Origin of the sequence: Psychrobacter sp. P11F6 (assembly GCF_001435295.1) — a bacterium.
In the GTDB taxonomy this organism is placed as follows: domain Bacteria; phylum Pseudomonadota; class Gammaproteobacteria; order Pseudomonadales; family Moraxellaceae; genus Psychrobacter.
Genome location: NZ_CM003594.1, coordinates 80,546 through 106,473 on the forward strand (window position 1 = coordinate 80,546; position 25,928 = coordinate 106,473).

Consider the following 25,928-nt stretch of genomic DNA (forward strand, 5'->3'; position numbering starts at 1 on the left):
TAAAAATTCCAGGCTGGAATTTGAGCTACGGCATGTCAAATAATTTAAGAGATAAATAATGGTCATCTTAACGTAACCGCTTAAATAAAGAGTAATTTATGACACTATTTGAAGAATGTAGAGAAGTCTTAGAGCAGGATTTTAATCTCGTAGATAATGAGAAGGAAGCAATAAAGCTGCTACAAACTTTTCCTTTGAAAGAGAATTATATGGTTTGGGGTAGAATTGAGTATAAAGATTATGATTATATGGAAGAGCTGTTAAGTGACTTCTCAGATCTAGCGAAAATCCATTTTTACGTTCTAGCTGATGATGAAAAAATACCTATCTTCAAGTCTAATTTAAAACTAATAATAGATAATATTTACGATGTTATGGCATTATCTTCTAAAGTTTATATATTTAATGAAAATGTTGTAATACAGCCATTATTCCCTAGCAATACTTTGAGAGTAGGTCGAAAAAACGGAAGGATAGATAGATTAAATATCTAGTACAACGCTAGCCTCTCGGATGATGCTCAGCATGCAATTTCTGCAACCTCGCTGTCGCCACATGGGTATAGATCTGTGTGGTTGATAAATCGCTATGTCCAAGTAATAACTGCACACTACGCAAGTCCGCGCCATGATTCAGTAGATGCGTGGCAAATGCGTGGCGCAGGGTATGCGGTGATAGCTCTTTATCGATACTAGCAACCTTGGCGTACTTTTTGAGCAAATACCAAAAATTCTGCCGCGTCATATAGCCACCTTGTGCCGTCAAAAATACCGCTTGGCAATTTCCTGATTTCAAATGTGCAATCAAATCACCACGAGCATGCGTTAGATAATCTTCTAACGCATCGCTAGCATATTCACCCAATGGCACCAGTCGCGTTTTATTGCCTTTCCCCGTGATTTGTAGCCAGCCAGCGTTTAGATTGACCTGCTCTAGTGATAAGTTAATCAACTCGCTCACCCGCAGACCGCAGGCATATAACACCTCTAACATGGCTTTATCACGCAGTCCGAGCGCGGTGCTGGTATCAGGCGCGGCAAGGAGATTATCGACATCTGCTTCTGCTAAGTCTTTAGGTAATGGACGACCAAGCTTTGGGCTTTTGATACGTTCGCAAGGATTGTCTTCACGGACGTTACTGGCAATCATCCACAGATAAAACTGACGCAAGCTTGAGAGCATACGTGCTTGGGTACGTGGGGTTTTGCCTTCTTGAGTAAGCGTTGATAAGCAGTGCAGCACGTCATCAGGCTGCCAGCGTGTCAGGGCAATAGGATTGGTCAGCTCGCAAGAGCGCAGGTCGCGGACATAAGCATTACGAGTACGTGTCGCTAGACCACGTGCCAGCATGGCTTGACGAAACTCAGTCATATAACTGGGTTCGTCATCTACTGCCAGCGCCTTAGGTTGGCGCTGTTGCACGGCACGATCACGGCTCATAACTCAGTACTCGGTGGTTGAATGTTAGATAAGCGTTAGACACCATAATGAAGTGACTTCAGCACTGCGAGCGACATGTAGAGGGTCCGTATCATCTTGGCTGCGACCATGCTTAGGTTGGGTATCCAGACGATATTTTACGGCCAATCCAGCATCAGCAAACAATTTTAATAACTCATCACGAGTGCGCAGTTGCAGGTGCTCAGCTAAGTCCGACATTATCAACCAAAGCTCTCCTTGCTTAGCTAAATGCTGTTTGGCACCTTGTAGAACGCCACGTAGCATCGCGCTCTTGGCATCATAGACGGCGTACTCAAGAGACGAGCTTGGCTTAGCAGGTAACCAAGGCGGATTGCAGACAATCAGATTGGCGAGTGGCGCATCAGTCGGATACAAATCGGCTTGCTGTAGTTGTACGGCAGGCAGCTCTAACCGTGTAAAGTTCTCGTTGGCACAAGCCAAAGCACGTGGATTCAAATCCGTTGCTATCACTTGCGGAACACCGCGCTGCGCTAAGATAATAGCCAGTAATCCCGTTCCGGTACCGATATCATAAGCGACATCATGGATCGCTGGTAGCGGTGCATCGAGCAACAGCTGCACATACTCATGACGGGTTGGTGCAAACACACCATAATGCGGGAAAATTGATAGCCCTAAGCTATCTATTGGGACGCCTTTTTCGCGCCATCCTGCTGCGCCAAGTGCGCCTTGCAAGTCACGAAACGACAGCACGCAAGACTCATCCATCGCCTTATACAACGGGCCAAAAGCGGCTGTACAGGCTGCACTGACATCAGGGGCGCGGCGTAGTTGGCTGACATAACTGGCATCGAGCTCTAGTAGCAAACGGCTTAATATACGCGAACGCTGGGCTTGGAGTTGGCGCTGCTGATGAAATAGATTGGGTATTTCTTTAGAGTTGATTGAATTAGATTCTGTTTTAGATTTAGCCGCTTTTTTTGCTTTACGCAGCTCAGAGCGCTCATTGGTACGATCTATGCGACGACCGAGCGCTTGTAGCAACTGGCGTGCATTATGAAAGTCACCGCGCCACAGCAGTGAGCTGCCTTCGCAAGCCAAGCGGTAAGCATCATCTGCGGTCGTTGTATCATCGACCAATACAATGCGCGCAGGTGGCATATGATTGCTTTCAGACAACCAAAGAGCATTACGTAGAGTTTCGTTTTCTTGCCATTGTACATACTGCTTTTCTGTTTGTAACACGTAATAGCCTACCTTTTTTGAATAATACTTTGGTTAAAATGCAAAGATATCTTTATATTGTTTATTGCGCTGTCAATGTTGTGCTGTTATCAATGCTTTGCTGCGGTAACTTGAGTACATTTAAGCGCTTTTTTTCTTAACCAAATAGCGATAAAGTGTCACACTCATGGGTGCATCATCACTATCTACCTTGATTTCATCAGGGTCAGTATCTAAGCTCACATTCTCAGCCAGCGTCTCCTGACCGAGCAGCTCATGGCCCAAATGTCGACAGAAATTCGGAATATCGCGCGTGGTGGCGGGATCAGTGGCCAATATCTCAATCACCTCACCACCATCTGCGTTACGGATGGTTCGATGCAGCATCATGACTGGCTCAGGGCAAATCAGCCCTTGAGTGTCTAAATGATGATTGATCGTCGTTTGTATGGTAGAAGTGCTCATAGTAGTCATTTAAATCGATAATATAAGGTAAAAGTTTTTTGCGTCATTTATAAGTATGCTTTACGCTTCTTCAGCGGTTTCAGTGTCTTTTTCTGCTTCTAGAAAATTAAAAAAGCGCTTAAAGCTCACTTTAAATAAAAACGCCACACCTAGCCAACAAGATAAGCCTAACCAGGCGGTATCAGCGAATAATAAGCCACCAATCAATATGATGGTCGATACGCCAATGCTCATGGCAATCATCGACGCTTGGTTTAATCGATAACGATAAATCACCAGCGCATCATAAATAGTAATAGGAATCGTAAGCGCAACCAAGGCATAAGGCAAGTTATAGAAAAGTTGATAAAGCAGTTGATTGTCATGAAAGGCTTTGATACTGGCAATGGTGCCAAAGACCATAAAGGCGAGAATAGCGGCATAAATGAGATAAATCGCTATTTGATTCGCTCGCTGTGCGCCTTTTATACGGGCGATGGCAAGCGGCGCAAAACCATGTTGCGATTTGTTTTGCAGGGAGTGGTCTGAGACAGTGGTCATAATAATCAGGTATTTATCCGTGTAGAGTGACGATATGTCAGAATTGGCAGTGTTTTAATTAAGAGTGCTTTAACAGCAGGTTTGTCGCTGATTTAATCGGCTTTGATAGCGTCGATGGCGATACTGCTACTGGGATCAGCGAAATAAGTCGACATCAGAATGCAGGCAGAGATGTCGTCAATTGGGTCGCGTTCATGCTTAATCCAACCATTATCCCACGCGATCTCACGCGCTGCCACTGAGGTTAGACGCTCATCACAAAGGCTCACAACCACTGGTAGATGCTGTTCCATGACTCGATGCGCTAGACGACGAGCGAATTTATGCGCACGCTTAGACAGCATTGAGCTGCTGCCATCCATATTAAGTGGCAACCCAACCACCACTTTTGCCACGCCCCAGACTTTGATAATACCGAGCAGATTGTCCCAATCAGGCTGACCATTATTCATCGCTAAAATATCAAAGGCACGCGCAGTCTCGGTAATGGTGTTACCCAGCGCCATACCCATCTTTTTTACCCCGTAATCGAGCGCCAAAATAAGATGAGGCTTAATAGCAAGTTCCGCCACAGTAGTGTCAGCAGTTTCGATTTTAATGCTCGTATCAGACTCTACCATCATTATGCATACTTCCTATTTCTATTGGGCATGATTCATTTAGCTTAACGGCTTTAATTTAAATGCATCTTTAGTTTAAATGGATAATTTAACAATCATAACCAATCATTAAGCATGACCGATATCGCTACTAAGGTAATCAAAGTTAACGCCAATCTTATCCGCGGCAATTTGCCAGCGTTCTTCAAATGGCGTATCAAACAATAAATTCAGATCAGCAGGACAGACAAGCCAATCGCCATTATTAAGTTCCTGATCGAGCTGTTTTTTACCCCAGCTGGCATGACCCAAGCATAGCTGATAATGCCCAACGCCTTGACCTGCGGCGATACGCTTAAGGATATCTTGACTGGTGGTAATACAGACGTTTTCTGAGATTGCAAAAGACGATGCCCATTCTGGTTGACCCGTATGCAGCACAAAGCCAACCTCTGGATACATCGGGCCACCCTCTAACGCCACATCTTCCATCACTTGCGCATCCGTCACCTCAATGTCTAGATCTTCTAGCAGTTTGCCCACACGTGCCTGCTCTAATGGACGATTGACCATCAGACCGAGTGCGCCATGTTTATCATGACGGCAAATATAAATCAGCGCCTGCTCAAACCGTGGGTCTGACAGTTCTGGTGCCGCGATTAAAAAATGATGGGTCAAATTGGCTTTAGACATAGAGACAAACGCACCCTAATATTGAAGGTAAAATAACAGAAATGACACACCACTATATGGCGATACTGAGGTGAAAATCAACCAAAGCAAATATTTAGCGGTGATGAGACACAGCGCTGCACAACTGGTTGATGAATGACCAAGCCTTTATTTCACATCGGTCAATAAGCTACGCGCATGGTCGCGAGTGACGTCAGTGATGATCACACCGCCAGACATGCGTGCCAGCTCGTCGACTTGCGCGCTATCAGTCAGTATTAATAGCTCGCTTTCGGTCTGCTCGTCATGATGTTTTTGTACCAAAATATGCTGATGTGCTTGCGCCGCGACTTGTGCTTGGTGGGTAATGGCCAGTAGCTGCTGCGTCTGCCCAAGTGCGCGCAGTAGCTCACCGACCACTTGCGCCGTGCCGCCACTGATACCGACATCGACTTCATCAAAGACGAGCATCGGCTTAGCGGCATTATTATCGGCATTGGTCGCTTGCAGTACTTGCATCACCAGTGCCATTCGTGACAGCTCACCGCCTGAGGCAATCTTATGTAATGGCTGCATAGGCATACCGACGTTGGCGCTAAATAATAAATCGATATCATAGCAACCTTGCGCATTATAGTGGCTCGGCTCGGCCTTCTTGGTAAAGACAAACTCGCAGCGGGCATTGGGTAGCGCGAGCGGTTGTAGTTGCTGCATTAATTGTTTGCTGACGATCGGCGCGGCTTTTGAGCGCTCTTTATTTAACTGAGTGGCGAATACAAGATAGTCTTGCCAAGCTTGTTCAATTTGTGCCGCCATCGCATCACTGCTTGGCTCGTTTTCTAGCTGCTCTAATTGCGCTTCCCAACCCTTTGCTTCATCGATTAAGTCTCTCGTTGGCAAGCTATGTTTACGTGATAAGCGATGTCCTAAGCTGATAAGACTGTCTAATGTCTGCAAACGCTCAGGATCAGGCAATTGTTGCTCAGCATAATCTGACAGTAAGCCTGTTACCTCAGTAATTTGTTGCTGTGCTAAATGCAGCTGTTCGGAGGCTTGCTCAAAGGTTTGACTGACACTCATTTGGTTATCACAAAGCTTAATCGCTTGCCCAAGCAAAGTCATCACATCTGGCTCATCCGTGTCATTGTCGAGCAGATGCAAGCCATGACTGGCCTCTATCATGAGGGCTTCGATATTAGACAGCTCTTCGTGCTCTGCTTCAACTTCTGCATAATCAACCGCCAATAATGGCGCAATATCAGCAAGTTGGCTTTGCAATAGGTGAATACGGTCTTGTCGTTGAGCCTCACGGCTCGCAATATCGTCAGCACGGCGTTTGAGCTGCTGGTAAGCTTGATAGCTACTGGCAGTTTGTATGGCTAATGGCGTGATTTGTGCCATCTCGTCGAGCCATTGCACCACAAATTGCGGCTTGAGGAGCGCTTGCTGAGCATGTTGACTATGAATATTGACCAGCAATGCGCCTAAGCTTTTGAGCTCCGCCAAGCTGACAGGCGTGCCATTTAACCACGCTTTTGAGCGTCCAGTATTGCTGAGCTGACGACGAATTAGGACTTCAGGTTCTTCTAATGGTCGATCATTTTTAGCAAACCACTCAGCGATGACATTGTTATGCTCCACATCAAACTGCGCATAAATATCAGCTTGCGCCGCCCCGTGTCTGACCATCGCACTGTCTGCGCGCTCACCAACACATAAAGACAGTGCATCGAGTAATAGCGATTTGCCAGCACCGGTCTCACCCGTGATGACATTGAAGCCTTCGGCCACACTCAGCTCATGCTGAGCGATCAACGCAAACTGATGTAAAGTTAATGATACTAGCATCAACGCCTCTCATGACAGACAATAGACTTCATATAAATCTCAAGAAGCCATAGATAAAGTAGGGTAGATAAGGGAGTGAAATTATTCATTTAACCGTGTTAATGAGATAAATATTATAGGCAAATAGTATGATGTTAAACGCGCTTAAATACAAACTTTCAGGCACTGTATAATAGATATTATTGTTGGAAGATTACCATAAAGCTATCAAAAACTGGCAATGAGTCGTCATCATAATATTCACAATATCAATCATTAAGATGACTAAGCCTGTCAAAATGATGGCGTTAGACTAAGAATGGTTGCGGATCAAATGTATAAAAAAAGCCCCATTATAGTGATAAGGTGCTGACTCAAAAAAAGATGAGTAAGTAAGTTTAAGATTCGCATCAAACAGCATTTTCCTAGTCGCTTTAACAAACTTTATAGATATAATGTGGTAGCATAATCTCACATAATGATAAACTCTTCTGATTAGATTGGTGCAATGTAATACACGATAACGAGTCATAATTTTGTAAAATGATAGGCGTATAGTTGGAAGAGTATGCCACTCGGTCATTATTCTAAAGTATTTTCATAGAACCTGTAGCTAGCTTTAAGCTTTAGCGCACAGATATCTAATATAGAAGGATACAGTACGTAGTACAGAGGTGTCGGTTAACGATGCAACTCTGGCGGTACTCTAACCAATTACTTATTTTTTAGTTTCGTAATGATTATTTGATAAGGAAGCCACTATGACAGCGGCGCAATTTACTAATGTAACAGTCAATGCTCAAGCGACGGTATCTTATGATGGTCGTTGTTCAAGTCACACTATTATGTTCGAAGATGGTCGACATAAAACACTGGGCGTTATCTTGCCTTGTGATAATTTGGTTGAGCATTATCATTTTAGCACCAATACCTCCGAGCGTATCGAGATTACGGGCGGTGAGTGTGAGGTCAAAATTAATGGTGACGAAGAATTCAGCTATTACCGCGCTGGTCAATCATTCGTGGTTGAAGGCAATAGTGGTTTTAATCTGCGGACAGAAGAAATTGTTCAATATATTTGCCACTTAGAAGGGTAAGTTTGCTAAAGCTGTTATTAAGTGATTGATGACAGCAAAAAGCCTTTTACTCAAAAAAAGAAAAACCTTATCGGATTGGTAAGGTTTTTCTTTTTCTGCTGATATTATTTATATGCAGATATCCATTTATTGATACAATTACTGTCATCTCTTTTTATCGCCTAGTTTTTATCATATAGCGCGATACCCACTTTATAATCAATAGGCCTATTATGGCAAAACCTACCTATTTTTATGGCATTCATGCGATTGATGCCTTACTCGAATATCGTCCTTTAGATGGGCTAAGCTTGTTTGTGCAGCAAGGTCGTGAGACTGATAGCCATGTACAAGCGATCATGGCGCAAGCACGTGACAATGGTATCAGTATCCAACCCACGCAAAAAGACAAGCTCACGCAATTGTGTGGCAGCCCGCAGCACCAAGGTGTGGTGCTAAATGCGCGTCCTCTAGGCTTTGCTGATGAAGGCTTGCTTGCTACCCTTGCTGGGCGTGACCAATGCTTATTACTGGTCTTGGATCAAATTACGGATGCACATAACTTTGGTGCTTGCTTGCGTACCGCCGTGGCGATGGGTGTGGATGCCGTGGTTTGTCCGAAACATCATGCGGCAAGTCTGACACCAACAGTGGCTAAAGTATCGGTCGGTGCAGCAGAGATGATGCCGATTATTAGTGTTACCAATCTGGCACGTACGCTCACGCAAATCAAAAATGCCGGGGTATTTGTGTTTGGTACGGCTCTTAATGCAGATGCCAAACCGATTCATGCCGCTGATCTGACTGGTAAAACAGCCATTATCATGGGTTCAGAAGGTGAGGGGATGCGTCGCCTGACTATGGAGAGCTGTGATGAGCTGGTGTATATTCCGATGTCAGGAAATGAGCATGGCAACCTTCAAAGTCTAAATGTGAGTGTTGCCACTGGTATGGCGCTGTATGAAGTCAATCGACAGCGTACTTTAGCTGCTGGGCAAGCTTAAGATATTCTTGGTGTAATGGCGCTAGTTGCACATACAGAGCCGCAAGATCACTTTCGTTGAGCACCACATCATCTGCATGACGATTACGCTCTTCGCGGCTCAGCTGATTCACCATGATGGCTTTGATTTTTTGTATGCTTTGTTCGTCGCGCTGACTGGCACGCGCAATCTGCGTATCCTCGGTGGCATCCATTACTAAGATACGTTGGCATAAATTCGCAAGCCCTGCTTCTGCTGCTTCAATAAGTAGAGGCGCTGACAATATCACGTAAGGCGAAGTACTGGTTGCCAACTGTGCTTTTGCTGCTTCGCGTATCGCTGGGTGAGTGATTGCTTCTAATTCAATCAATGCCTCAGGATGTGAAAAGACGTGCGTTCTTACTGCCACTCGATCCATTGATCCATCACTATTCAACACCCAATCACCAAATTTTTTCTGGATTTTGTGCAGAGTGTTGCTACCTTTAGCGACGACTTCATGGGCAATCACATCCGCATCGATAATATCAATGCCTTGCTCAGCGAACCAAGCACTCGCAGCGGACTTGCCACTACCGATACCACCCGTTAAGCCAACTACTAAGGTTTTGCTTTTCTTTTGCGGGGTCTGGGGCTTATGAGAATAAGGTGAAGATGATTGTTTTGACATAATAATGACTTATCTGCTCGATATAATGACAGTGATGGTTATAAGCTAAGGAAGTATTTTGGTGTCTATTTTAAGATTTGGTGTCTGCTTGAAAAGGAGCGACCGAAATACTTTCTAGGACAATTTAGTAAGTATACATGCCGAGATACCAGTTGACGATATCTGAGCCATATAATAAAGCAACAATACCAGCGATAGCGATATAAGGACCAAAGGCAAACGGCTTGCTTTCACCCTGCTTCTTCATCAAAATAATCCCAACGATTGAGCCTAATAGAGAAGACAATAAAATAATCAATGGCAACATCATGGGTCCAAGCCAAGCACCTAATACTGCCAATAATTTGAAATCTCCCTGTCCCATACCATGCTTTTTAGTGATTAGATAAAATATCTTAACCACTATCCACAATGACAAAAATCCTAGCAATAAGCCCCAAATTGACTGGATAGGTGAGACAAACCAGCCTTGTGAATTTACTGCTAATCCTAAACCCGCTAATGGAAAGGTCAAGCGATCGGGCAGTAATTGGGTATCAAAATCAATACCGGTTAAGGCGACCAGCATCCATACCAAAATCAGGGCTGACAAGCCAGCTGCAGTTACGCCAAACTGATAAATTACTAACATTGATAGTAGGGCTGTTGCTAGCTCAACCAGTGGATAACGCAGTCCAATCGCAGCTTTACATTCTGAGCAACGGCCACGTAGTATTAACCAGCTAATTAACGGTATGTTTTCGTACCACTTTATTTTGTGGGCGCAATGAGGGCAGCGTGAGGCTGGTCGACTCAAAGTAATCGGCTGGTCAGCTGCTACGATATTTGTTAGGGGCAGAGTGTGTTCGCGAGGCATGTCTGCTTGTTCTGACATAAACTGGCTGCACTCTTGTCGCCAACTATAAACCATCATCAGCGGAATACGGTGAATCACCACATTTAAAAAACTGCCAACGCAAAGACCTAATAGGCCGAATATGCCTAAAGCGATAGGCATATTATCTTGTAATAACTCTATAAATTGCATGAACAAGCTGTCCTTTAGTTAGCTTTTAGCCTACTACTGCGCCCATCTGGAAAATCGGTAAATACATGGCAATCACCAAGCCACCGATTAATACGCCTAAGACTGCCATAATCAAAGGTTCCATCAAGCTGGTCAATCCATCAACAGCGTTATCTACTTCATTTTCATAATAGACAGCAACTTTATCTAACATCTCTTCCAAACTACCGGATTCTTCACCGATACCGACCATTTGAATGGCTAAACTTGGGAAAAGGTTGGTCGAGCGTATTGAAAACTGTAATTGTTGACCAGTAGAAACATCGTTTTTGATTTGCTGCGTGGCATTATAAAATACAACATTATTAGTGGCACCAGCTGTAGAGTCGAGGGCATCAATAAGTGGCACGCCCGCAGCAAAGGTCGTCGATAGTGTACGAGCAAAACGCGCAATAATAGCTTGATAGGCAATATTGCCAAATATTGGTGCTTTTAAAACCGCACGGTCTAAGAAGTCACGGAATTTCTTAGAGCGTTTTTTCGTCTCTGAAAAGCCAATGATAGTACCGCCGATAATGATAATTAAAATAAACCACCACGCCTGCATCCACTCAGACATATTGACAACCATTTGGGTAAAAGCAGGCAGCTCTGCACCAAAAGATTCAAATAAACCAGAAAATACAGGTACTACTTTAATTAGCAGGATGATAGTCACAATAATAGCAACGACGATAACGGCGATAGGGTACTTCATTGCTTTCTTAATTTTGGCTTTAAGTAATTCACTTTTTTCTTTATAGGTAGCAACGCGTTCAAGCATGGTTTCCAGTGCACCTGACTGCTCACCAGAATCGATGAGTGAACAAAACAGATCGTCAAAATAACGTGGGTGCTTGCGTAATGCTGAAGCAAAAGTCCCACCCGCTTCAATGTCCGATTTTATTTGTAATACCAAGTCTTTCATACTGGGATTGTCAAGTGAGTCAGCAACAATCTCAAAGGATTGGGTCAATGGCACGCCCGCTTTCATCATGGTCGCCATTTGCCGAGAAAAAATAGCAATATCAATAGGTTTGATGGATTTCTTGAAAGTGTAAAGCGGCTTCGGTTTTTTCTTAATACCTTTGACACTGATACCTTGTTTGCGTAAAGTCGCTTTTGCCAACTCTAAACTACGGCTGGTAGTCTCCCCTTTTACTTTTTGTCCGCGTCGATTCACCCCATCATAGACAAAGTCTAACAGCATGTCGGTCTTCGCTTTTGCCATGTTACTACCCTCAAAATATTGTCTAATATATATATTGCAAAGATGTACAACGATGCCTGACTCATTACATCAAAAAGGCATACTTTATTTTAACGTAAAAAACCAGTATAACTCTGTTTTATATTTAAGTATATCTGGTAGGGATTATTGCTAATTTATAAAAGTCTGTACGATTACCACCCATCATATAAGTCCTCATATAAATAATGGCATTATTCATATAAGAGTGATTCTGAACTTTCGACTATACTTTTCACCATCGCACTGACAAAGACTGCTTTTTAGATAGCTAAAGATTAAAAAGTAGTTGGTTAGTCGCTTTGAACGTTCCCTTTCAGCAATCAGCAGTGCTTTTTTCTGTGCGTATTTGACCTGTAAAAAAGCAAACATCCTTACTCGGAAGTAACGCGCATCATTTCTTGAATACTGGTTACGCCTTGCAAGACTTTTAAAATCCCAGAGCGACGCAGGTCTCGGAAGCCATTTTTAAGTGCAGCGTCTTTGATATCTATCGCGTTACCGTCTTCCATAATGATGCGTGAGATATCAGGGCTGACCTTCATGACTTCGTAGATACCGACTCGTCCTTTATAACCTTCACGGCATTCATTACAGCCTACTGGCTCGTGAATGATATTGTCTGGATTGTCCAAATCGGCGTCTGTAAAGCCGAGCTCAAGCAGACTTTGCTTAGGGATGTTAATAGGTTTTTTGCAGTTTTTACACAAACGTCGTGCTAGGCGCTGGGCAATGACCAAGTTCACTGAAGTCGCGATATTAAAGGAGGCCACACCCATGTTACGCAGCCGAGTCAGTGTTTCAGGTGCTGAGTTGGTATGTAGGGTTGAGAGCACCATGTGCCCTGTTTGTGCTGCTTTAATTGCAATTTCAGCAGTTTCAAGGTCACGAATCTCACCGACCATGACAATATCAGGATCTTGGCGTAAAAAAGATTTGAGGGCATTTGCGAAAGTTAGACCCACTTTTGGATTGACGTTGACTTGATTGATCCCCTCCAAGTTAATCTCCACTGGATCCTCGGCAGTGGATATGTTGGTCGCGCCAGTATTTAAAATATTAATACCAGTATAAAGCGACACGGTCTTACCAGAACCAGTTGGTCCCGTGATAAGCAACATTCCTTGTGGTTTATGCAGTGCCTCTAAAAACATATCTTTCTGATCAGGTTCATAGCCGAGCGCTTCAATACCCAACATCGCTGAAGAAGGATCCAAAATACGAAGTACAAGTTTTTCGCCAAATAGGGTAGGCAGACAGCTTACTCGAAAGTCGATGGCTTTATCTTTAGATATCTTGAGCTTGATACGTCCATCTTGTGGCACACGGCGCTCTGAAATATCCATCTGCGACATGACTTTTAAACGGGCTGCGATTTTCCCAGCCAGTTGTACGGGTGGATTGGCCATTTTTTGCATCACCCCATCGACACGAAAGCGAACGCGATAGATTTTTTCGTAGGGTTCAAAGTGCAAGTCAGAGGCACCCATACGAATGGCATCAACCAGCATTTTATTGACAAATTTTACAACGGGTGCTTCCTCGACACCATCACTAAGCTTGGTCTCGCCTTCCTCTTCTTCACCTTCATCAAAGCCAACATTTAAATCGCTATCAGAGAAGCTATCAAAATTTTGCATAGCATCAGCGTAAAGACTTTCAATACGCTTTTTTAACTTGTCTTCTTCGACGACAATAGTTTCAATAGACAACCGTGAATTAAAAGCAATAGCGTCAATTGCATCCACACGAGTTGGATCACTCAACGCGACGAATAAACGCTGTCCTCGTTTGAATAGTGGCAACGCATTAAATTTACGAACGATTTTTTCATCTACTAAGTCTTTTGGAATGACATCAACATGTAAAGCATCAAGATCGAAAAGAGGATCACCAAAAGCTTGTGACAACATCTGTGCAAGATGATAAGCATCTGCCAATTTATTGTCGACTAGGTAGGGCACTAGTCCTACTTGTTGCTGTTGCGATTCGGTCTGCGCGATTTTCATATTCGCTTCGCTGACGATACCTTCGCTGATTAGCTGATGCGCTAAACCACCATATTTGCTCGTGGTGATAGACATTACGACTTCTCCTTAATACCCAATATGCTATATATTTGTCTGAAATCCATATACTTCTGAGAGCCACTTACTATTATAATTTTTAACAGATACCTGCTATAAGTCATTGTTTGCCTTTAGGCCATCATTAATAACAGTCAATGCAGAGATGCTCTTATAAGAGATTTAGCAGAGAAAGCGTTTTAATAGTGTGGGTTATCAGTAGCTTGGTCGTTAGATTATTGATAATGTTCTGTTATATATAGACACAATACTATAAAACATTACTTTAGTTTAAAGGTTTTATATGGACGATTGAGTGCTTGACCCAAAAAATCATAGCTTGAGACAATGTCTAGGGCGTGTCTTCAATTCAATAGACTATTTTCTAAATAGGCTAAATTCTGCCAAACATCGTTTAATAGCCTATCAATATCTCGATAATATTTGCGCTACTTTCCTTGTTTGACAGTAATTTATCTCATTTTTATCATCATTTTTTAGAGTGAGGACACGCCCTAGTAAATATTTGCATTGACTGTCTGTTTTTCTGCTAGCGGCAGCATACTATAGCACTTGGGAATTATTTGTTATACTGGCGCGCATATTAGCCAAATTGGCAAGAATAGATGAAACAAGGTAGATGAGTATGCAAGCTTGGGTAATTGGTAATTGGAAGCAAAATCCAGCAACGAGTCACGACGTCGATTTGTTGTTGAATAATTTGTTGACTACGATTGATGCTAAAGAGCAAGCCGACACAGAACGGTCAAGTAGTCGCTGTCAGTTGATGGTGGCACCAAGCTGTATTCATCTGGCAGCTGTCAGTACGCGTTTAGCCGGTAGTTCGATATTGAGTGCAGCGCAAGACGTCAGTGCGCATAGTGCCAGTGTTGGCGCTTATACGGGTGAATGCTCAGCACAGCAAATAGCAGACGCTGGGGCAACTTGGACAATACTAGGTCATTCTGAGCGTCGCCAGTATCATAGCGAGTCTCACGATACGTTATTGCAGAAAGTGACTCACGCACTCACCCAAGGTTTGGGCGTGGTATTTTGTATTGGTGAAACTCAGGCTCAATATGATGATAAGCAAACCCTTGACGTAATTGACACTCAGTTATCAGTCATAAAAGAAGTAATTACTACCCAACCAGATCTCATATCATCACTATCTGATCGACTGATCATTGCTTATGAGCCAGTGTGGGCGATTGGTACTGGCAAAGTCCCAACCGTGAGCGAAGTCAGTCAAACGCATCAGCATATTAAGCAAACCATCACAGGCTTTGCAGAATCACTAAAGGTAATGAGTGTGCTATATGGTGGTAGTGTCAATGCGGACAATGCTGATAGCTTTGCCGCAGATCCTATGATTGATGGGGCATTAGTTGGCGGCGCATCATTAAAGGTAGAGAGTTTTTTGGCAATTGCCAATGCCTTTAGTCGAGCTAAAGACTAGTCAATAAAGATAAAACGTGCATTTCATGGCGGTCTCGATTATAAAATGTCTTTATCAGTTGGCAAAAGTAGGTTTAACAGTGCCCTTGCAATCGTGTACAATGCGCCTTATTTATATAATCGATTTGGCAGCATTACCCGTCAATTGCTATTCCTATTAACCGTAAGATTTATTTTCCGTTATCAGTCGTCATTACGCGGCAAAAGAGGCCACCATGTTTACGTTTATATTAGCCCTGCATATTATCGTGGCGATTGCCATGATCGGCTTGATTTTGATACAGCATGGTAAAGGGGCAGACGCTGGAGCTTCTTTTGGCGCTGGCTCGTCAGGTACGGTCTTTGGTGCGGCAGGAACAGCGAACTTTTTAACGCGTGCGACAGCAGTATTAACAGTGATATTTTTTATCACCAGTATGACGCTAGCCGTTCACGCGCGCAAACAGGCTGAAGATCAGTTCCGTTTAGATGCACCTGTGTCAGCACCACAAACGCCCCGTCCATTGACACAGAATCCTCAATAACTGTATTTTAAAGACACTTGCCTTTAATAGCTGTCTTTAGTCATTGCCTTTTAATTGAGGCAGCTCTTGCTATTTTGAGGCGTTAGATTTACAATGCTTTTCTGTTTTAGCAGTCTGATTCTATCGATGCCTACCTTAAGCATCTATTATGATAGATTAGATAGTAATAATAGAGCAGTGAAAAATGCGATTGTGGTGGAATGGTAGACACGCCATCTTGAGGGGGTGGTAGCGCAAGCTGTGGGGGTTCAAGTCCCCCCAATCGCACCAAGTTTTTAAAGTTGTAACGTATTGAGTGCGGCGTTAGTAATATAGGTAAGAAATTTAGTTTAATTTATTTAAAATAAAGATTGACACTTATATAAAACCCTTCTATAATACGCACCATAGATTGATGCGGGGTGGAGCAGTCTGGTAGCTCGTCGGGCTCATAACCCGAAGGTCGTTGGTTCAAATCCAGCCCCCGCTACCACTTTTTATACTGATGTTTTGTACACTAAATTTGTCAGTAACGATTAGCCCACCATTATGTTTGTGGGTTTTTTTGTATCTGACGGTCAGTGGTATCGCGGTATCTATCCTACTTATGCTAAGCTCTAGTTCTATAGAGTGCGATATTATTCGTTATTGGTTGTCACCTGCCGCTATCGGCGCGCTGCTTCTTAAGCACACTATCCTTTATTCCTCACTCCTTTATCGATAGTACTGCTTTGTGAATAATAAAAGCATTGTCTGGCTGAGCTTGATGTTTTTTGTGCTCATCCCTATATAAGCGCATATCATATAAAATAATATGTTTGTGATTTAAGATAATATAATGACTGTGTCTCTTACTAATAAATAAATTCCATGAGTGAGCGACAATTACGCGGTTTACTAAGTACGATAGATACGTGAATAGGAAAAGATAAATAGATTATGAAGCTTTCAACCAAAGTTACAGAACTGACCAATATTATTGCTCCTGCCGTCGCGGCTTGCGATGTGGCATTATGGGGTATCGAGTTTGCACCGCAAGGTAATCGCTCTTTATTACGCATTTATATTGAGGCATTGCCAGAAGAGCAGGCCCAAAATAAACAAGTAACCATTGAAAACTGTGCAGCAGTGAACCATCAAGTGAGCGGTATTCTTGAGGTTCATGATCCGATTGCTGGTGAGTTTATCTTAGAAGTCTCTTCACCAGGTTTCGACCGTGCATTCTTTTCCGATGAGCAGATGCATGCCTATGTTGGTCAAACCGTCAGCTTGCGTTTAATACAAGCGATTGGTGAAGGTGATCAAAAACGTCGCAAAGCGACAGGTATTTTAGATAGTATCGATGCAAATGTCTTAAATCTGACATCAAGCGATGGTCAGCAGTTTGAGATTGCGCTGAGTAATATTGATAAAGCCAATTTGATTTATGAAGATGCCTAAGCTTTTGTACAGCTTGGTTTGATTTGACAACTTGAAGTAACAAATCATCCATCAGCATTTTAATATCCAAACAGCTTATATAGCTTACGGTGAAAATATAATAGCAATACATAAATTATAAAATTTAAGTCAATTAAAAATGATAGGACAGGTATAGCATGAGTCGTGAAATCTTAACGGTAGTAGAAACTGTCAGTAATGAAAAGGGCTTAAATCCTGAAGATATCTTTGAAGCGATAGAAGATGCTTTGGTGGTATCGACTAAGAAAAAAGTATACACCGAACAGCCAGAAGTGGCAGTACGGGTTGCTATCGACCGTACAACGGGCGATTATGATACTTATCGTTACTGGACAGTGGTTGCAGATGAAGACCATGAAATGCCTGCTTGTCAGCTAGCCATCAGCGATCTTGATCCAGAAGAGTGGTCAATCGGCGATGTCAAAGAAGAACAGATTGAATCGATTGAGTTTGGTCGTATTGCTGCGACTCAAGCCAAACAAGTCATCATCCAAAAGATTCGTGAAGCTGAGCGTAATTTAGTAGCAGATGCTTTTGAGCCGCGTGTTGGCGAGATGATGTATGGTGAAGTCAAGAAGCAGACTCGTGATGGCTATATCATTGATCTAGGTGACAATGCCGAAGGCTATTTGTCACGTGATCAGATGCTGCCGCGTGAGCAATTACGTGCAAAATCACGTATCAATGCTATTTTGTATCATGTCAACCGTGAAAACCGCGGCGCTCAGTTGCTACTGTCTCGTACTCATCCTGAAATGCTTTCAGCATTGATGCAAAAAGAAGTACCTGAGATTGCCGAACAAATTATTGAAATCCGCAACGTCGCGCGCTTGCCGGGTACTCGTGCTAAAATAGCTGTGAAAACCAACGATCATCGTATCGATCCAGTTGGCGCTTGTATTGGTATGCGTGGTACACGTATCCAAGCCGTACAGCAGGAGCTTGATGGCGAACGCATTGATGTGGTGGTGTGGTCAGACGATCCAGCACAGTTCATTATCAGTGCTTTAGAGCCAGCTGACGTCAGTAGCATCATCTTGGATGAAGATACGCAAACGGCTGATATTATCTTTAGCACCAATGATCAGTTGGCGCGTGCGATCGGTTCACAAGGTCAAAACGTACGTTTGGCGTCTGAGCTAACGGGCTATAAGCTTAATATGATGCTAGAAGAAGAATATCAGCAGCGTCAACAAAATGAATCGAAAGCCTTTATCGAATTATTCTATGAACGTTTAGAAGTGGATAAAGACTTAGCACAAGCACTGGTCGATATTGGTTTTACCAGTATTGAAGAAGTGGCTTACGTACCAGTTGAAACCTTTTATGATATCGAAGGTTTAGACGATGAAGCGATTGAGATGATTCAAGAGCGTGCAAAAGAAGTCGTCATCGCTGATGAGCTGGTCAAACAACAGAACATGAAAGAGCCAAGTCAAGAGCTACAAGAGCTTGAAGGTATGACAGTCAATTGGGCCTATAAAATGGCACAAAAAGACATTATTACCGTTGATGATTTGGCAGAACAAGCAGTCTTCGATCTCGAAGATATCGAAGGTTTAGACTCTGAAACCGCAGGAAAACTCATCATGAAAGCTCGGGAATCTTGGTTCAATGAATAAGCGGTAACTGCATATCGCTGTCTTTTAGTGATATGCTATCGATAATAAAGTGCTGGTATGAACGCAGTACCAATACCAGCCTTACCCCAATCATTTGTAGCCAACAACTGAATTGAACATATAGCAAATAATAGACAGTAGGTGATAATAAATGGCAGATAAGACCGTCAAAGAACTGGCAGATATGGTAGGCAAAACCGCAAGTGCTGTACAACAGCAATTGGTAGATGCTGGACTGCCTGCTCGTGCAGAAGGTGACCTAGTCACTGAGCTTGAGCAAGAGAAGTTGGTGACGTATTTAAAGCAAAGTCATGGTCAGCAAGAAAAGCGTCGTATTAGTCTTAAATCTAAGACAACTAGCACTGCGCGCGTGACCGGCTCTTCAGGTAAATCTAAGAGCGTCAATGTGGAAGTGCGTAAAAAGAAAGTATTTGAAAAGCCTGATCCAGAAAAAATGGCTGAAGAGTTGGCTGCGCGTGAGCAAGCGATGATTGAGTCGCAAGAACGTGCTGCTAAAGATGCTGAAGAGCGTGCTGCTACCAAGAAGAAATCTGAAGAACGTCAAGCTGCAACCTTGGCTGCAATGCGTGCAAGCTTAGGCTCTAGCAAAAAGTCAGATGATAAAAACGACGATATCTCAACCTCAGTGGTTGTGAAAAAAGGTGGCAAAACCACTGTCGAAGTCAAACCTAAAGACCAACCGAAGAAAAAAGTTGCAGCGACGAAACCGAAAGTTGAAACGGCGGTTGAGCGTAAAGCGCGCGAAATGCGTGAGAAAGAAGAAGCTCGTTTACGTGAAATCGAAACAGAAACACGCCGTGCTCAAGCTGAAGAAGCACAGAAACGTACGCTTGAACAAATGCGTAAAATGGCTGGAAAATATACAGATCAGCCTGCTTCTGAAGTTCGTAAAGATGAGCCACTCGCTGAAGGTTTGGTTGGTGATGCCTTAGAAGAATCATTTGAAAAAGAACGTCGTGAAATCAAGCGTGGCACCAGTAGTACTAGTGCTCGTGGCCGTGGTCGTCGTAAGAATCAAGATGAGCGTGAAATCAAAAACCGTAAAAACGGTTTGCGTTCAACGCAAGCATCACAGCATAAGTTCGAAAAACCTGTTGAAAAAATTGTTTACGATGTTGAGATTAGTGAACAAATTACAGTCGCAGATCTTGCTCAACGTATGGCAGTTAAAGCGCGCGAAGTCACCAAATTGCTTATGAAAATGGGTGAGATGGCTCGTGAGTCAGATACGATTGATCAAGCGACAGCAAGTTTGCTCGTTGAAGAGATGGGTCACAATCCAGTACTGGTTAGTGATACTAAGGTTGAAGACGATCTACAAGACGCCGTTGATGAGCGTAGCAGTAACGTTCAAACTCGTCCGCCAGTAGTCACGATCATGGGTCACGTCGATCACGGTAAGACATCATTACTGGATAAAATTCGTGAAACAAAAGTGGCAACTGGTGAAGCAGGTGGTATTACTCAGCATATCGGTGCTTATCACGTTAAAACCGATCGTGGTGTGATTACCTTCCTTGATACTCCAGGTCACGCGGCCTTTAGTGCTATGCGTTCACGCGGTGCACAGGCGACTGATATTGTTGTGTTAGTTGTTGCCGCTGATGATGGTATGATGCCGCAAACAGCAGAAGCTATTGATCATGCTCGTGCTGCTGGTACGCCAATTATCGTTGCAATTAATAAAATGGATAAGCCAAGCGCTGATCCAGATCGCGTTCTTAATGAATTGACTGCTAAAGAAGTTGTTTCAGAAGAGTGGGGCGGCGATACGCCAATGGCTCGCATCTCAGCCAAAACCGGTGATGGTATTGATGAGCTGTTAGAACTTATTAGCCTACAAGCTGAACTAATGGAGCTAGAAGCACCGTTAGATGGCGCTGCTCAAGGTGTGGTCATTGAATCAAGACTTGAAAAAGGGCGCGGTCCGGTTGTTAGTGTCTTAGTTAAAAAAGGCACATTAAAGCAAGGCGACTTGGTCTTGGCAGGCGAGCATTACGGTAAAGTTCGTGCGATGACTGATGAACATGGTAAGCGTATTCAATCAGCGGGTCCTTCTATCCCTGTAGAAATTTTAGGCCTACCTGAAACGCCAGCAGCTGGCAGCGAGTTCTTAGTCTTAACCGACGAGAAAAAAGCTCGTGAAGTGGCAGAGTTTAGAAGCAACCGTGAGCGTGAGCGTCAACTTGAACGTCAGAATGCCATGCGTTTAGAAAGCATGTTTGATCAGATGGAACAAGGTGATGTGTCATTCTTGAATATCGTATTGAAAACCGATGTTCGTGGTTCGCTTGAAGCACTGCTTTCAGCATTGAATGAGCTATCAACTGATGAAGTTAAAGTCAGAGTAATCAGCTCAGGTGTCGGTCCTATCTCTGAATCTGATGTGACACTTGCAGAATCTAGCGAAGCGGTATTGTTAGGTTTCAACGTTCGTGCTGATGCGACCGCACGTCGCAAAGCGGATGCCGCCAACATGGATATCCGTTATTACAGCGTTATCTATGGTTTGATTGATGATGTCAAAGCAGCTATGAGTGGTATGCTTGCGCCAGAACATCGTGAGAAAATCCTTGGTGTTGCAGACGTTCGTGAAGTATTCCGTTCTAGTAAGTTCGGTGCTGCTGCTGGTTGTATGGTGGTTGAAGGTACAATTTATCGCAACAAACCTATCCGCGTATTGCGTGATGACCAAGTTATCTTTACCGGTCAATTGCAATCATTGCGTCGCTATAAAGAAGACGTTAATGAAGTACGTACTGGTATGGAATGTGGTATGGCTGTTCGTGGCTATGATGTCGAAGCTGGCGATAAGATCGAAGTCTTTGAAATCCAAGAGTTTGCACGTACTATCTAACGTTACAGTTCGATAGCAGGATATCTAATCATGCAATATGCTTAATCAGCTGAGCAGATTAGTATCTTCTTAATATCTAGCTGTACTTAGGCCTAACAGGTACATCCTGCTAGGCCTTTTTTACCAACTATTAGTCCTAAAATTTGTTAATAAGCCAATATATCAATCAGTGAAAATAAGCCATATTAAAGTAAGGTAACAATATGAACCAACGTCTACAACGCTTAGCCGACCAAATTCAACGTGAGCTTGCTGTTCTCATCCGTGATGCAGTCAATGACCCTCGTTTAACTGGTTTTGTCACTATTTCTAGTGTCAAAGTTAGTCCTGACCTAGGGTATGCTGATGTCTATGTCACCATCATGGAGCCTGAGCTTAATGATTCCATGAATAAGACCAATCATGAAGAAAGCATCAAAGTACTTAATAAAGCGGCGGGCTTTTTGCGCACCGAATTAAGCCACAGCCTAAAAACACGTACCACACCACGCTTGCGTTTTCATTATGACGAAGTGACTGCTCGTGGTAATTACATGATGGATTTAATCAGTAAAGCAGTTATTAAGACTGAAGAAAATGAGTCAGACGAGCAAGAAAACGAAGAGTAGAAGGGTAAAAGTCGTTATGTCTATCGCATCTACGCAAGCGGATAAAAAGTCTAGTAATCATCCTAACAAGATTAAAGTCTCGGGTGTTATTTTAGTTGATAAACCCAAAGGCATGACTTCTCAGCAAGTGGTGTCAAAGGTGAAGTATCTTTTTAAGTCGCCAAATCATGACAGTAAAAAAGCGGGGCATACAGGGACACTTGACCCAATGGCAACCGGTCTATTGCCGATTTGTATGGGTGAAGCGACGAAATTTAGCCATTATCAGCTAGATGCAGATAAATCTTATCAAGCAACTATTCTACTTGGTGGTCAAACTGATACTGGTGATGCCGATGGTCAAATCGTTGCACAAGCACCCATTCCAAAATTTGATGATGTACTTTTAGACAAAGTCGCCCAGCAGTTTTTAGGTGCTCAGCAGCAGATACCACCGATGTATTCTGCACTAAAAAAAGATGGCAAAAAACTCTATGAGTATGCTCGTGCGGGAATTGAGGTAGAACGAGTGCCTAGAGATATTGTAATCAAGGCCATTGATTTAAAAGCGCTTGATCATGAGAAAATTCAATTGACAGTGACCTGTACTAAAGGGACTTATGTGCGTGTACTCGGTGAAGACATCGCCAAAGCGATGGGTACATTAGGGCATTTGACTGCATTACGCCGTACGCAGGTTGGTGATTTTAAAATCAATGATGCGATTACTTTGCCAGACTTAGAAGCATTAGCGTTTGATAACAGGCAAGAGCAATTGATGCCGGTAGATGCTTGCATTAATATTGAAGCTGAGATGGTGTTGACGTTTGAGCAGTGTGAGCGTATACACATGGGTCAACGTTTGAACGTATTTGAGCAACTGACAGACAGTCTGCGCGACTATATTTCAACTAGTATCAGTCATCAGTCGTCTGTGTCAGAAAACAATGATACCCAACTAGATAGTGATATGGTTAGTAGTGAAGATGACCAACAACCCTTGATCCATGAGATTCCAGTTGATATTCGTTTAATAAATCAGCAAGGTCAGTTTCTTGGATTGGGTGCCGTAAGTCTCAACGGTAGATTGCAGCCTAAAAAATTAATCCAGCGTTAATGTTACGGTTCTTATATAACCCTCGTTTAAACACGATTTAGCTTACTAATAGTTTACACTAATCACATATCCTCACATTTTATTGCAGGTTTCACCTATGGTGGAACCTGTTTTTTTTGTACTTTAGATCTACCGGATAGGAAGTCTGGATAGAAAAATAAATCGAACTAAGACTCTAAAAATAAGAACATAAAAAAATAATAAGATAAAAAGTCATATATCAAAAATAAAAACTAGGTTCGAAAGAGAATATTTAATAGGAACAAGGTGGGTCAGAGGAAGACTATATAGCCAATAATAATAACGACTCATAAAAATAAAGTATGAATAATAAAACAACTAAAAGAAAATCACTCATAACGAAAAAAGGAATATCATGAAAACCATCGCTTTTTTACTACACAATAACTTCGAGCAAGCAGAATACGAAGAGGTTAATAATCAACTCAAAGATAAAGGTTACAAGACACTTCTTATAACCACAAATAAAGAAAAAGAAGTGCAAGCCATGCAGCAAGATGTAGACAAAGGCGACACCTTTATTGCTGATATTTTTGCAAAAGACGCAAGCATTTCTGATTATGATGCGTTGGTATTACCAGGTGGTACTGTCAATGCGGATACGATTCGTGGCAATGAAGAGGCTCATAGTATTATCAATGCTATCAATGATGCAGGCAAGCCATTAGCTGTCATTTGCCATGCTCCTTGGGTACTTATCAATATAGGTATTGCCAAAGGTAAAACGCTCACTGCTTATCATACGCTTCAGATAGATTTAGAAAACGCTGGTGCAAAATTTGTAGATCAAACAGTACAGGTAGACGGTAATTTGATTACCTCACGTAATCCAGATGATATCAGCAATTTCGTTGATGCTATTGATAAGGCGTTATCTTAATTTTTCTACCCATCTACTGAATAATTAATTATTTATATTTCTTAAACGTTCACAACCGTAACTGAGGAAAATATTATGTCAAATTCTAATCCAAACGATACCAAGCTTGAGCAACAACGTTCTGAGTCAGCAACTGCAGCGCTTAAAAGCCAAACTGAGAACAATCATACTGAAGATAGTGAAGCCGCAGCAGATCGTATTGCGGACAACCTAGGAAATGCTAAAGAAGACAAGTAGAGTACGTAAAGTGTCATCCATAATAAGGTGACACTGATATATTTGCTTATCATCTCAATATCAATGATGACATTTGCATCTCAATGTAAAAAGTATAAAACAGCTACTTCAAAAAATAATAATTCAGGAGCTAATATGAGTAATTCATTGAATAACATGAATGAGCAAGAAAAAGAGATTGAAAGGCTTGCAGAAGACATCAATCCTAGCGAGCATGCTACTCCTGATAGTTTAGCAGAAGTTACCACAGCTGCACCGCTTGAAGATGATGAACTAGGCGGTAACGCGACGGAAGATGACGTTAAGAAATAAGCAAATTCTTTTGCCTATTGACGGATGATTTAACTATAAAAAATAAATCTGACTTTACAAGTATTATGAAAAACTGCTGCTAGTTCAGCAGTTTTTTGTTATAATCACCGTCACATTTACATTAGGTTGAGATAAGACATCGTGCTTCATAGGCTGTCCAAAACGGATAGTTATATTAAGTGCTCTCTCATCGCAACTTATCCTAAATGGTCGTTATGACTAATTAGCTTGTCGTACACTAGGTCAACTCTAGTAATGCAGGGTTGTCCTGAATGACGTGCAGGTTATTCTATTTACTATTCTACTGCTTTAGATCTTACTCAAATTCGAGAATGTCTTAAAGCTTTTAGCATTGCCGGAGATATTTATGCTAACTAATACCGATCGCGAACAAATCATTGCTCAATACCAACGTGGCGAAAATGACACTGGTTCTCCAGAAGTTCAAGTAGCTCTATTGAGTGCTCGTATCAACGATTTGCAGAACCATTTTAAAGCACATAAAGCTGATCATCATAGCCGTCGCGGTCTTATCCGTATGGTTAACACGCGTCGTAAATTGCTTGATTACCTAAAAGGTAAAGATCTTGGTCGTTACACCACGCTTATCAGCCAGTTAGGTCTACGTCGTTAATCTAACGACAATAGTACGAGTGGATGCTAAAATAAAAGAAGCCATCATATGGTGCTATTCTAGAAGTTTTGCTGAATCGCTTGGAACTTGCTTGTTGCTATCGATAAAATAGATTTTTCTAAAAACGGTGTGGAATAGTTTCACGCCGTTTTTTTATGCTTATTCATTTTCAAGATTGATTTTGGATAGCATTGGTTATAAAGACCAATTCAAGTAGGTAATAGAATTTTTCGTGAAAACAGTAATACTAGAGCTAAGTGTTTTCTATCGATAATTGCTGTGTTCCGCAATTCATTGGTCAATGGCTATAAATCACTGTAAAATAATGCCTTGTGAGTTTGATAGTATATCTACTACATATATGGTGACTATTTATAAAA

The 25,928-nt window shown here is 42.4% G+C and carries 25 protein-coding genes and 2 tRNA genes; 16 read left to right on the plus strand and 11 right to left on the minus strand.

Features of this window, described 5'->3' with window-relative positions; translation table 11 throughout:
- Positions 1 to 98 precede the first annotated feature (98 nt).
- A complete protein-coding gene (locus tag AK822_RS00350) occupies positions 99 to 494 on the plus strand; it encodes a CDI toxin immunity protein (RefSeq protein WP_060490163.1) in 396 nt (131 codons plus the stop codon).
- 7 nt (positions 495 to 501) lie between these two features.
- On the opposite strand, the gene xerD is transcribed toward AK822_RS00350, so the two are convergent.
- The 7 genes from xerD to recN form a co-directional block, all read right to left on the minus strand.
- Positions 502 to 1,440 carry a site-specific tyrosine recombinase XerD gene (gene xerD, locus AK822_RS00355; RefSeq protein WP_060490164.1) on the minus strand — a complete coding sequence of 313 codons (939 nt, stop codon included), beginning with the start codon at positions 1,438 to 1,440 and terminating at the stop codon, positions 502 to 504.
- Positions 1,441 to 1,464: 24 nt separating this feature from the next.
- Positions 1,465 to 2,667 carry a methyltransferase gene (locus tag AK822_RS00360; protein ID WP_060490165.1) on the minus strand — a complete coding sequence of 401 codons (1,203 nt, stop codon included), beginning with the start codon at positions 2,665 to 2,667 and terminating at the stop codon, positions 1,465 to 1,467.
- 120 nt (positions 2,668 to 2,787) lie between these two features.
- The gene (tusA, locus tag AK822_RS00365; protein ID WP_060490166.1) at positions 2,788 to 3,111 is read right to left on the minus strand and encodes a sulfurtransferase TusA; all 324 of its coding nucleotides are present in this window, start codon (positions 3,109 to 3,111) and stop codon (positions 2,788 to 2,790) included.
- Positions 3,112 to 3,171: 60 nt separating this feature from the next.
- Complete coding sequence (locus AK822_RS00370; RefSeq protein WP_060490167.1) at positions 3,172 to 3,651, minus strand: hypothetical protein; 480 nt, start codon at positions 3,649 to 3,651, stop codon at positions 3,172 to 3,174.
- A 92-nt stretch (positions 3,652 to 3,743) separates the two neighbouring features.
- On the minus strand, positions 3,744 to 4,271 hold the full coding sequence (gene ruvX / locus AK822_RS00375; RefSeq protein WP_060492122.1) for a Holliday junction resolvase RuvX: 528 nt from the start codon (positions 4,269 to 4,271) through the stop codon (positions 3,744 to 3,746).
- Between the two features lie 108 nt (positions 4,272 to 4,379).
- A complete protein-coding gene (locus AK822_RS00380; protein ID WP_045443003.1) occupies positions 4,380 to 4,943 on the minus strand; it encodes a YqgE/AlgH family protein in 564 nt (187 codons plus the stop codon).
- 147 nt (positions 4,944 to 5,090) lie between these two features.
- Complete coding sequence (recN, locus tag AK822_RS00385) at positions 5,091 to 6,770, minus strand: DNA repair protein RecN (protein ID WP_060490168.1); 1,680 nt, start codon at positions 6,768 to 6,770, stop codon at positions 5,091 to 5,093.
- 740 nt (positions 6,771 to 7,510) lie between these two features.
- On the opposite strand from recN, the gene AK822_RS00390 reads away from it, so the two are divergent.
- Together AK822_RS00390 and rlmB are read left to right on the plus strand one after the other, a co-directional pair.
- On the plus strand, positions 7,511 to 7,846 hold the full coding sequence (locus tag AK822_RS00390) for a pyrimidine/purine nucleoside phosphorylase (protein WP_045443006.1): 336 nt from the start codon (positions 7,511 to 7,513) through the stop codon (positions 7,844 to 7,846).
- 212 nt (positions 7,847 to 8,058) lie between these two features.
- Positions 8,059 to 8,829: a 23S rRNA (guanosine(2251)-2'-O)-methyltransferase RlmB gene (gene rlmB / locus AK822_RS00395; protein ID WP_055123702.1), complete on the plus strand. Its 771-nt coding sequence runs from the start codon at positions 8,059 to 8,061 to the stop codon at positions 8,827 to 8,829.
- Here the strand turns inward: rlmB and coaE are convergent.
- From coaE to pilB, 4 genes are all read right to left on the minus strand, one after another.
- The gene (gene coaE, locus AK822_RS00400; RefSeq protein WP_060490169.1) at positions 8,792 to 9,478 is read right to left on the minus strand and encodes a dephospho-CoA kinase; all 687 of its coding nucleotides are present in this window, start codon (positions 9,476 to 9,478) and stop codon (positions 8,792 to 8,794) included. The genes rlmB and coaE overlap by 38 nt on opposite strands.
- A 124-nt stretch (positions 9,479 to 9,602) precedes the next feature.
- Positions 9,603 to 10,505, minus strand: coding sequence for a prepilin peptidase (locus AK822_RS00405; RefSeq protein WP_060490170.1), 903 nt, complete (start codon positions 10,503 to 10,505; stop codon positions 9,603 to 9,605).
- A 25-nt stretch (positions 10,506 to 10,530) separates the two neighbouring features.
- On the minus strand, positions 10,531 to 11,754 hold the full coding sequence (locus tag AK822_RS00410) for a type II secretion system F family protein (protein WP_045443014.1): 1,224 nt from the start codon (positions 11,752 to 11,754) through the stop codon (positions 10,531 to 10,533).
- Between the two features lie 392 nt (positions 11,755 to 12,146).
- Positions 12,147 to 13,856, minus strand: a complete 1,710-nt coding sequence (pilB, locus tag AK822_RS00415) for a type IV-A pilus assembly ATPase PilB (RefSeq protein WP_060490171.1) — start codon at positions 13,854 to 13,856, stop codon at positions 12,147 to 12,149.
- 628 nt (positions 13,857 to 14,484) lie between these two features.
- On the opposite strand from pilB, the gene tpiA reads away from it, so the two are divergent.
- From tpiA to rpsO, 13 genes are all read left to right on the plus strand, one after another.
- The gene (tpiA, locus tag AK822_RS00420; RefSeq protein WP_060490172.1) at positions 14,485 to 15,297 is read left to right on the plus strand and encodes a triose-phosphate isomerase; all 813 of its coding nucleotides are present in this window, start codon (positions 14,485 to 14,487) and stop codon (positions 15,295 to 15,297) included.
- 214 nt (positions 15,298 to 15,511) lie between these two features.
- The gene (secG, locus tag AK822_RS00425; protein WP_025652589.1) at positions 15,512 to 15,820 is read left to right on the plus strand and encodes a preprotein translocase subunit SecG; all 309 of its coding nucleotides are present in this window, start codon (positions 15,512 to 15,514) and stop codon (positions 15,818 to 15,820) included.
- A gap of 186 nt (positions 15,821 to 16,006) precedes the next feature.
- Positions 16,007 to 16,090, plus strand: a tRNA-Leu gene (locus AK822_RS00430).
- Between the two features lie 125 nt (positions 16,091 to 16,215).
- A tRNA-Met gene (locus AK822_RS00435) sits at positions 16,216 to 16,292 on the plus strand.
- A 446-nt stretch (positions 16,293 to 16,738) separates the two neighbouring features.
- The gene (gene rimP / locus AK822_RS00440; RefSeq protein WP_060490173.1) at positions 16,739 to 17,239 is read left to right on the plus strand and encodes a ribosome maturation factor RimP; all 501 of its coding nucleotides are present in this window, start codon (positions 16,739 to 16,741) and stop codon (positions 17,237 to 17,239) included.
- Positions 17,240 to 17,397: 158 nt separating this feature from the next.
- Positions 17,398 to 18,882 (plus strand): transcription termination factor NusA, encoded by a 1,485-nt coding sequence (nusA, locus tag AK822_RS00445; RefSeq protein WP_055123697.1) that lies wholly within the window; start codon positions 17,398 to 17,400, stop codon positions 18,880 to 18,882.
- Between the two features lie 151 nt (positions 18,883 to 19,033).
- On the plus strand, positions 19,034 to 21,760 hold the full coding sequence (infB, locus tag AK822_RS00450; protein WP_045443021.1) for a translation initiation factor IF-2: 2,727 nt from the start codon (positions 19,034 to 19,036) through the stop codon (positions 21,758 to 21,760).
- Between the two features lie 203 nt (positions 21,761 to 21,963).
- Entirely contained in the window at positions 21,964 to 22,368 is a 405-nt protein-coding gene (locus AK822_RS00455) for a ribosome-binding factor A (RefSeq protein WP_045443024.1), read from the plus strand.
- Positions 22,369 to 22,384: 16 nt separating this feature from the next.
- Positions 22,385 to 23,464 (plus strand): tRNA pseudouridine(55) synthase TruB, encoded by a 1,080-nt coding sequence (gene truB / locus AK822_RS00460; RefSeq protein ID WP_060490174.1) that lies wholly within the window; start codon positions 22,385 to 22,387, stop codon positions 23,462 to 23,464.
- 376 nt (positions 23,465 to 23,840) lie between these two features.
- Positions 23,841 to 24,365, plus strand: a complete 525-nt coding sequence (locus AK822_RS00465; RefSeq protein ID WP_060490175.1) for a type 1 glutamine amidotransferase domain-containing protein — start codon at positions 23,841 to 23,843, stop codon at positions 24,363 to 24,365.
- Between the two features lie 75 nt (positions 24,366 to 24,440).
- Entirely contained in the window at positions 24,441 to 24,602 is a 162-nt protein-coding gene (locus tag AK822_RS14760) for a hypothetical protein (protein ID WP_157292328.1), read from the plus strand.
- Between the two features lie 135 nt (positions 24,603 to 24,737).
- Entirely contained in the window at positions 24,738 to 24,914 is a 177-nt protein-coding gene (locus AK822_RS14970; RefSeq protein ID WP_167541661.1) for a hypothetical protein, read from the plus strand.
- Positions 24,915 to 25,281: 367 nt separating this feature from the next.
- On the plus strand, positions 25,282 to 25,548 hold the full coding sequence (gene rpsO / locus AK822_RS00475; RefSeq protein ID WP_045443035.1) for a 30S ribosomal protein S15: 267 nt from the start codon (positions 25,282 to 25,284) through the stop codon (positions 25,546 to 25,548).
- Positions 25,549 to 25,928 lie beyond the last annotated feature (380 nt).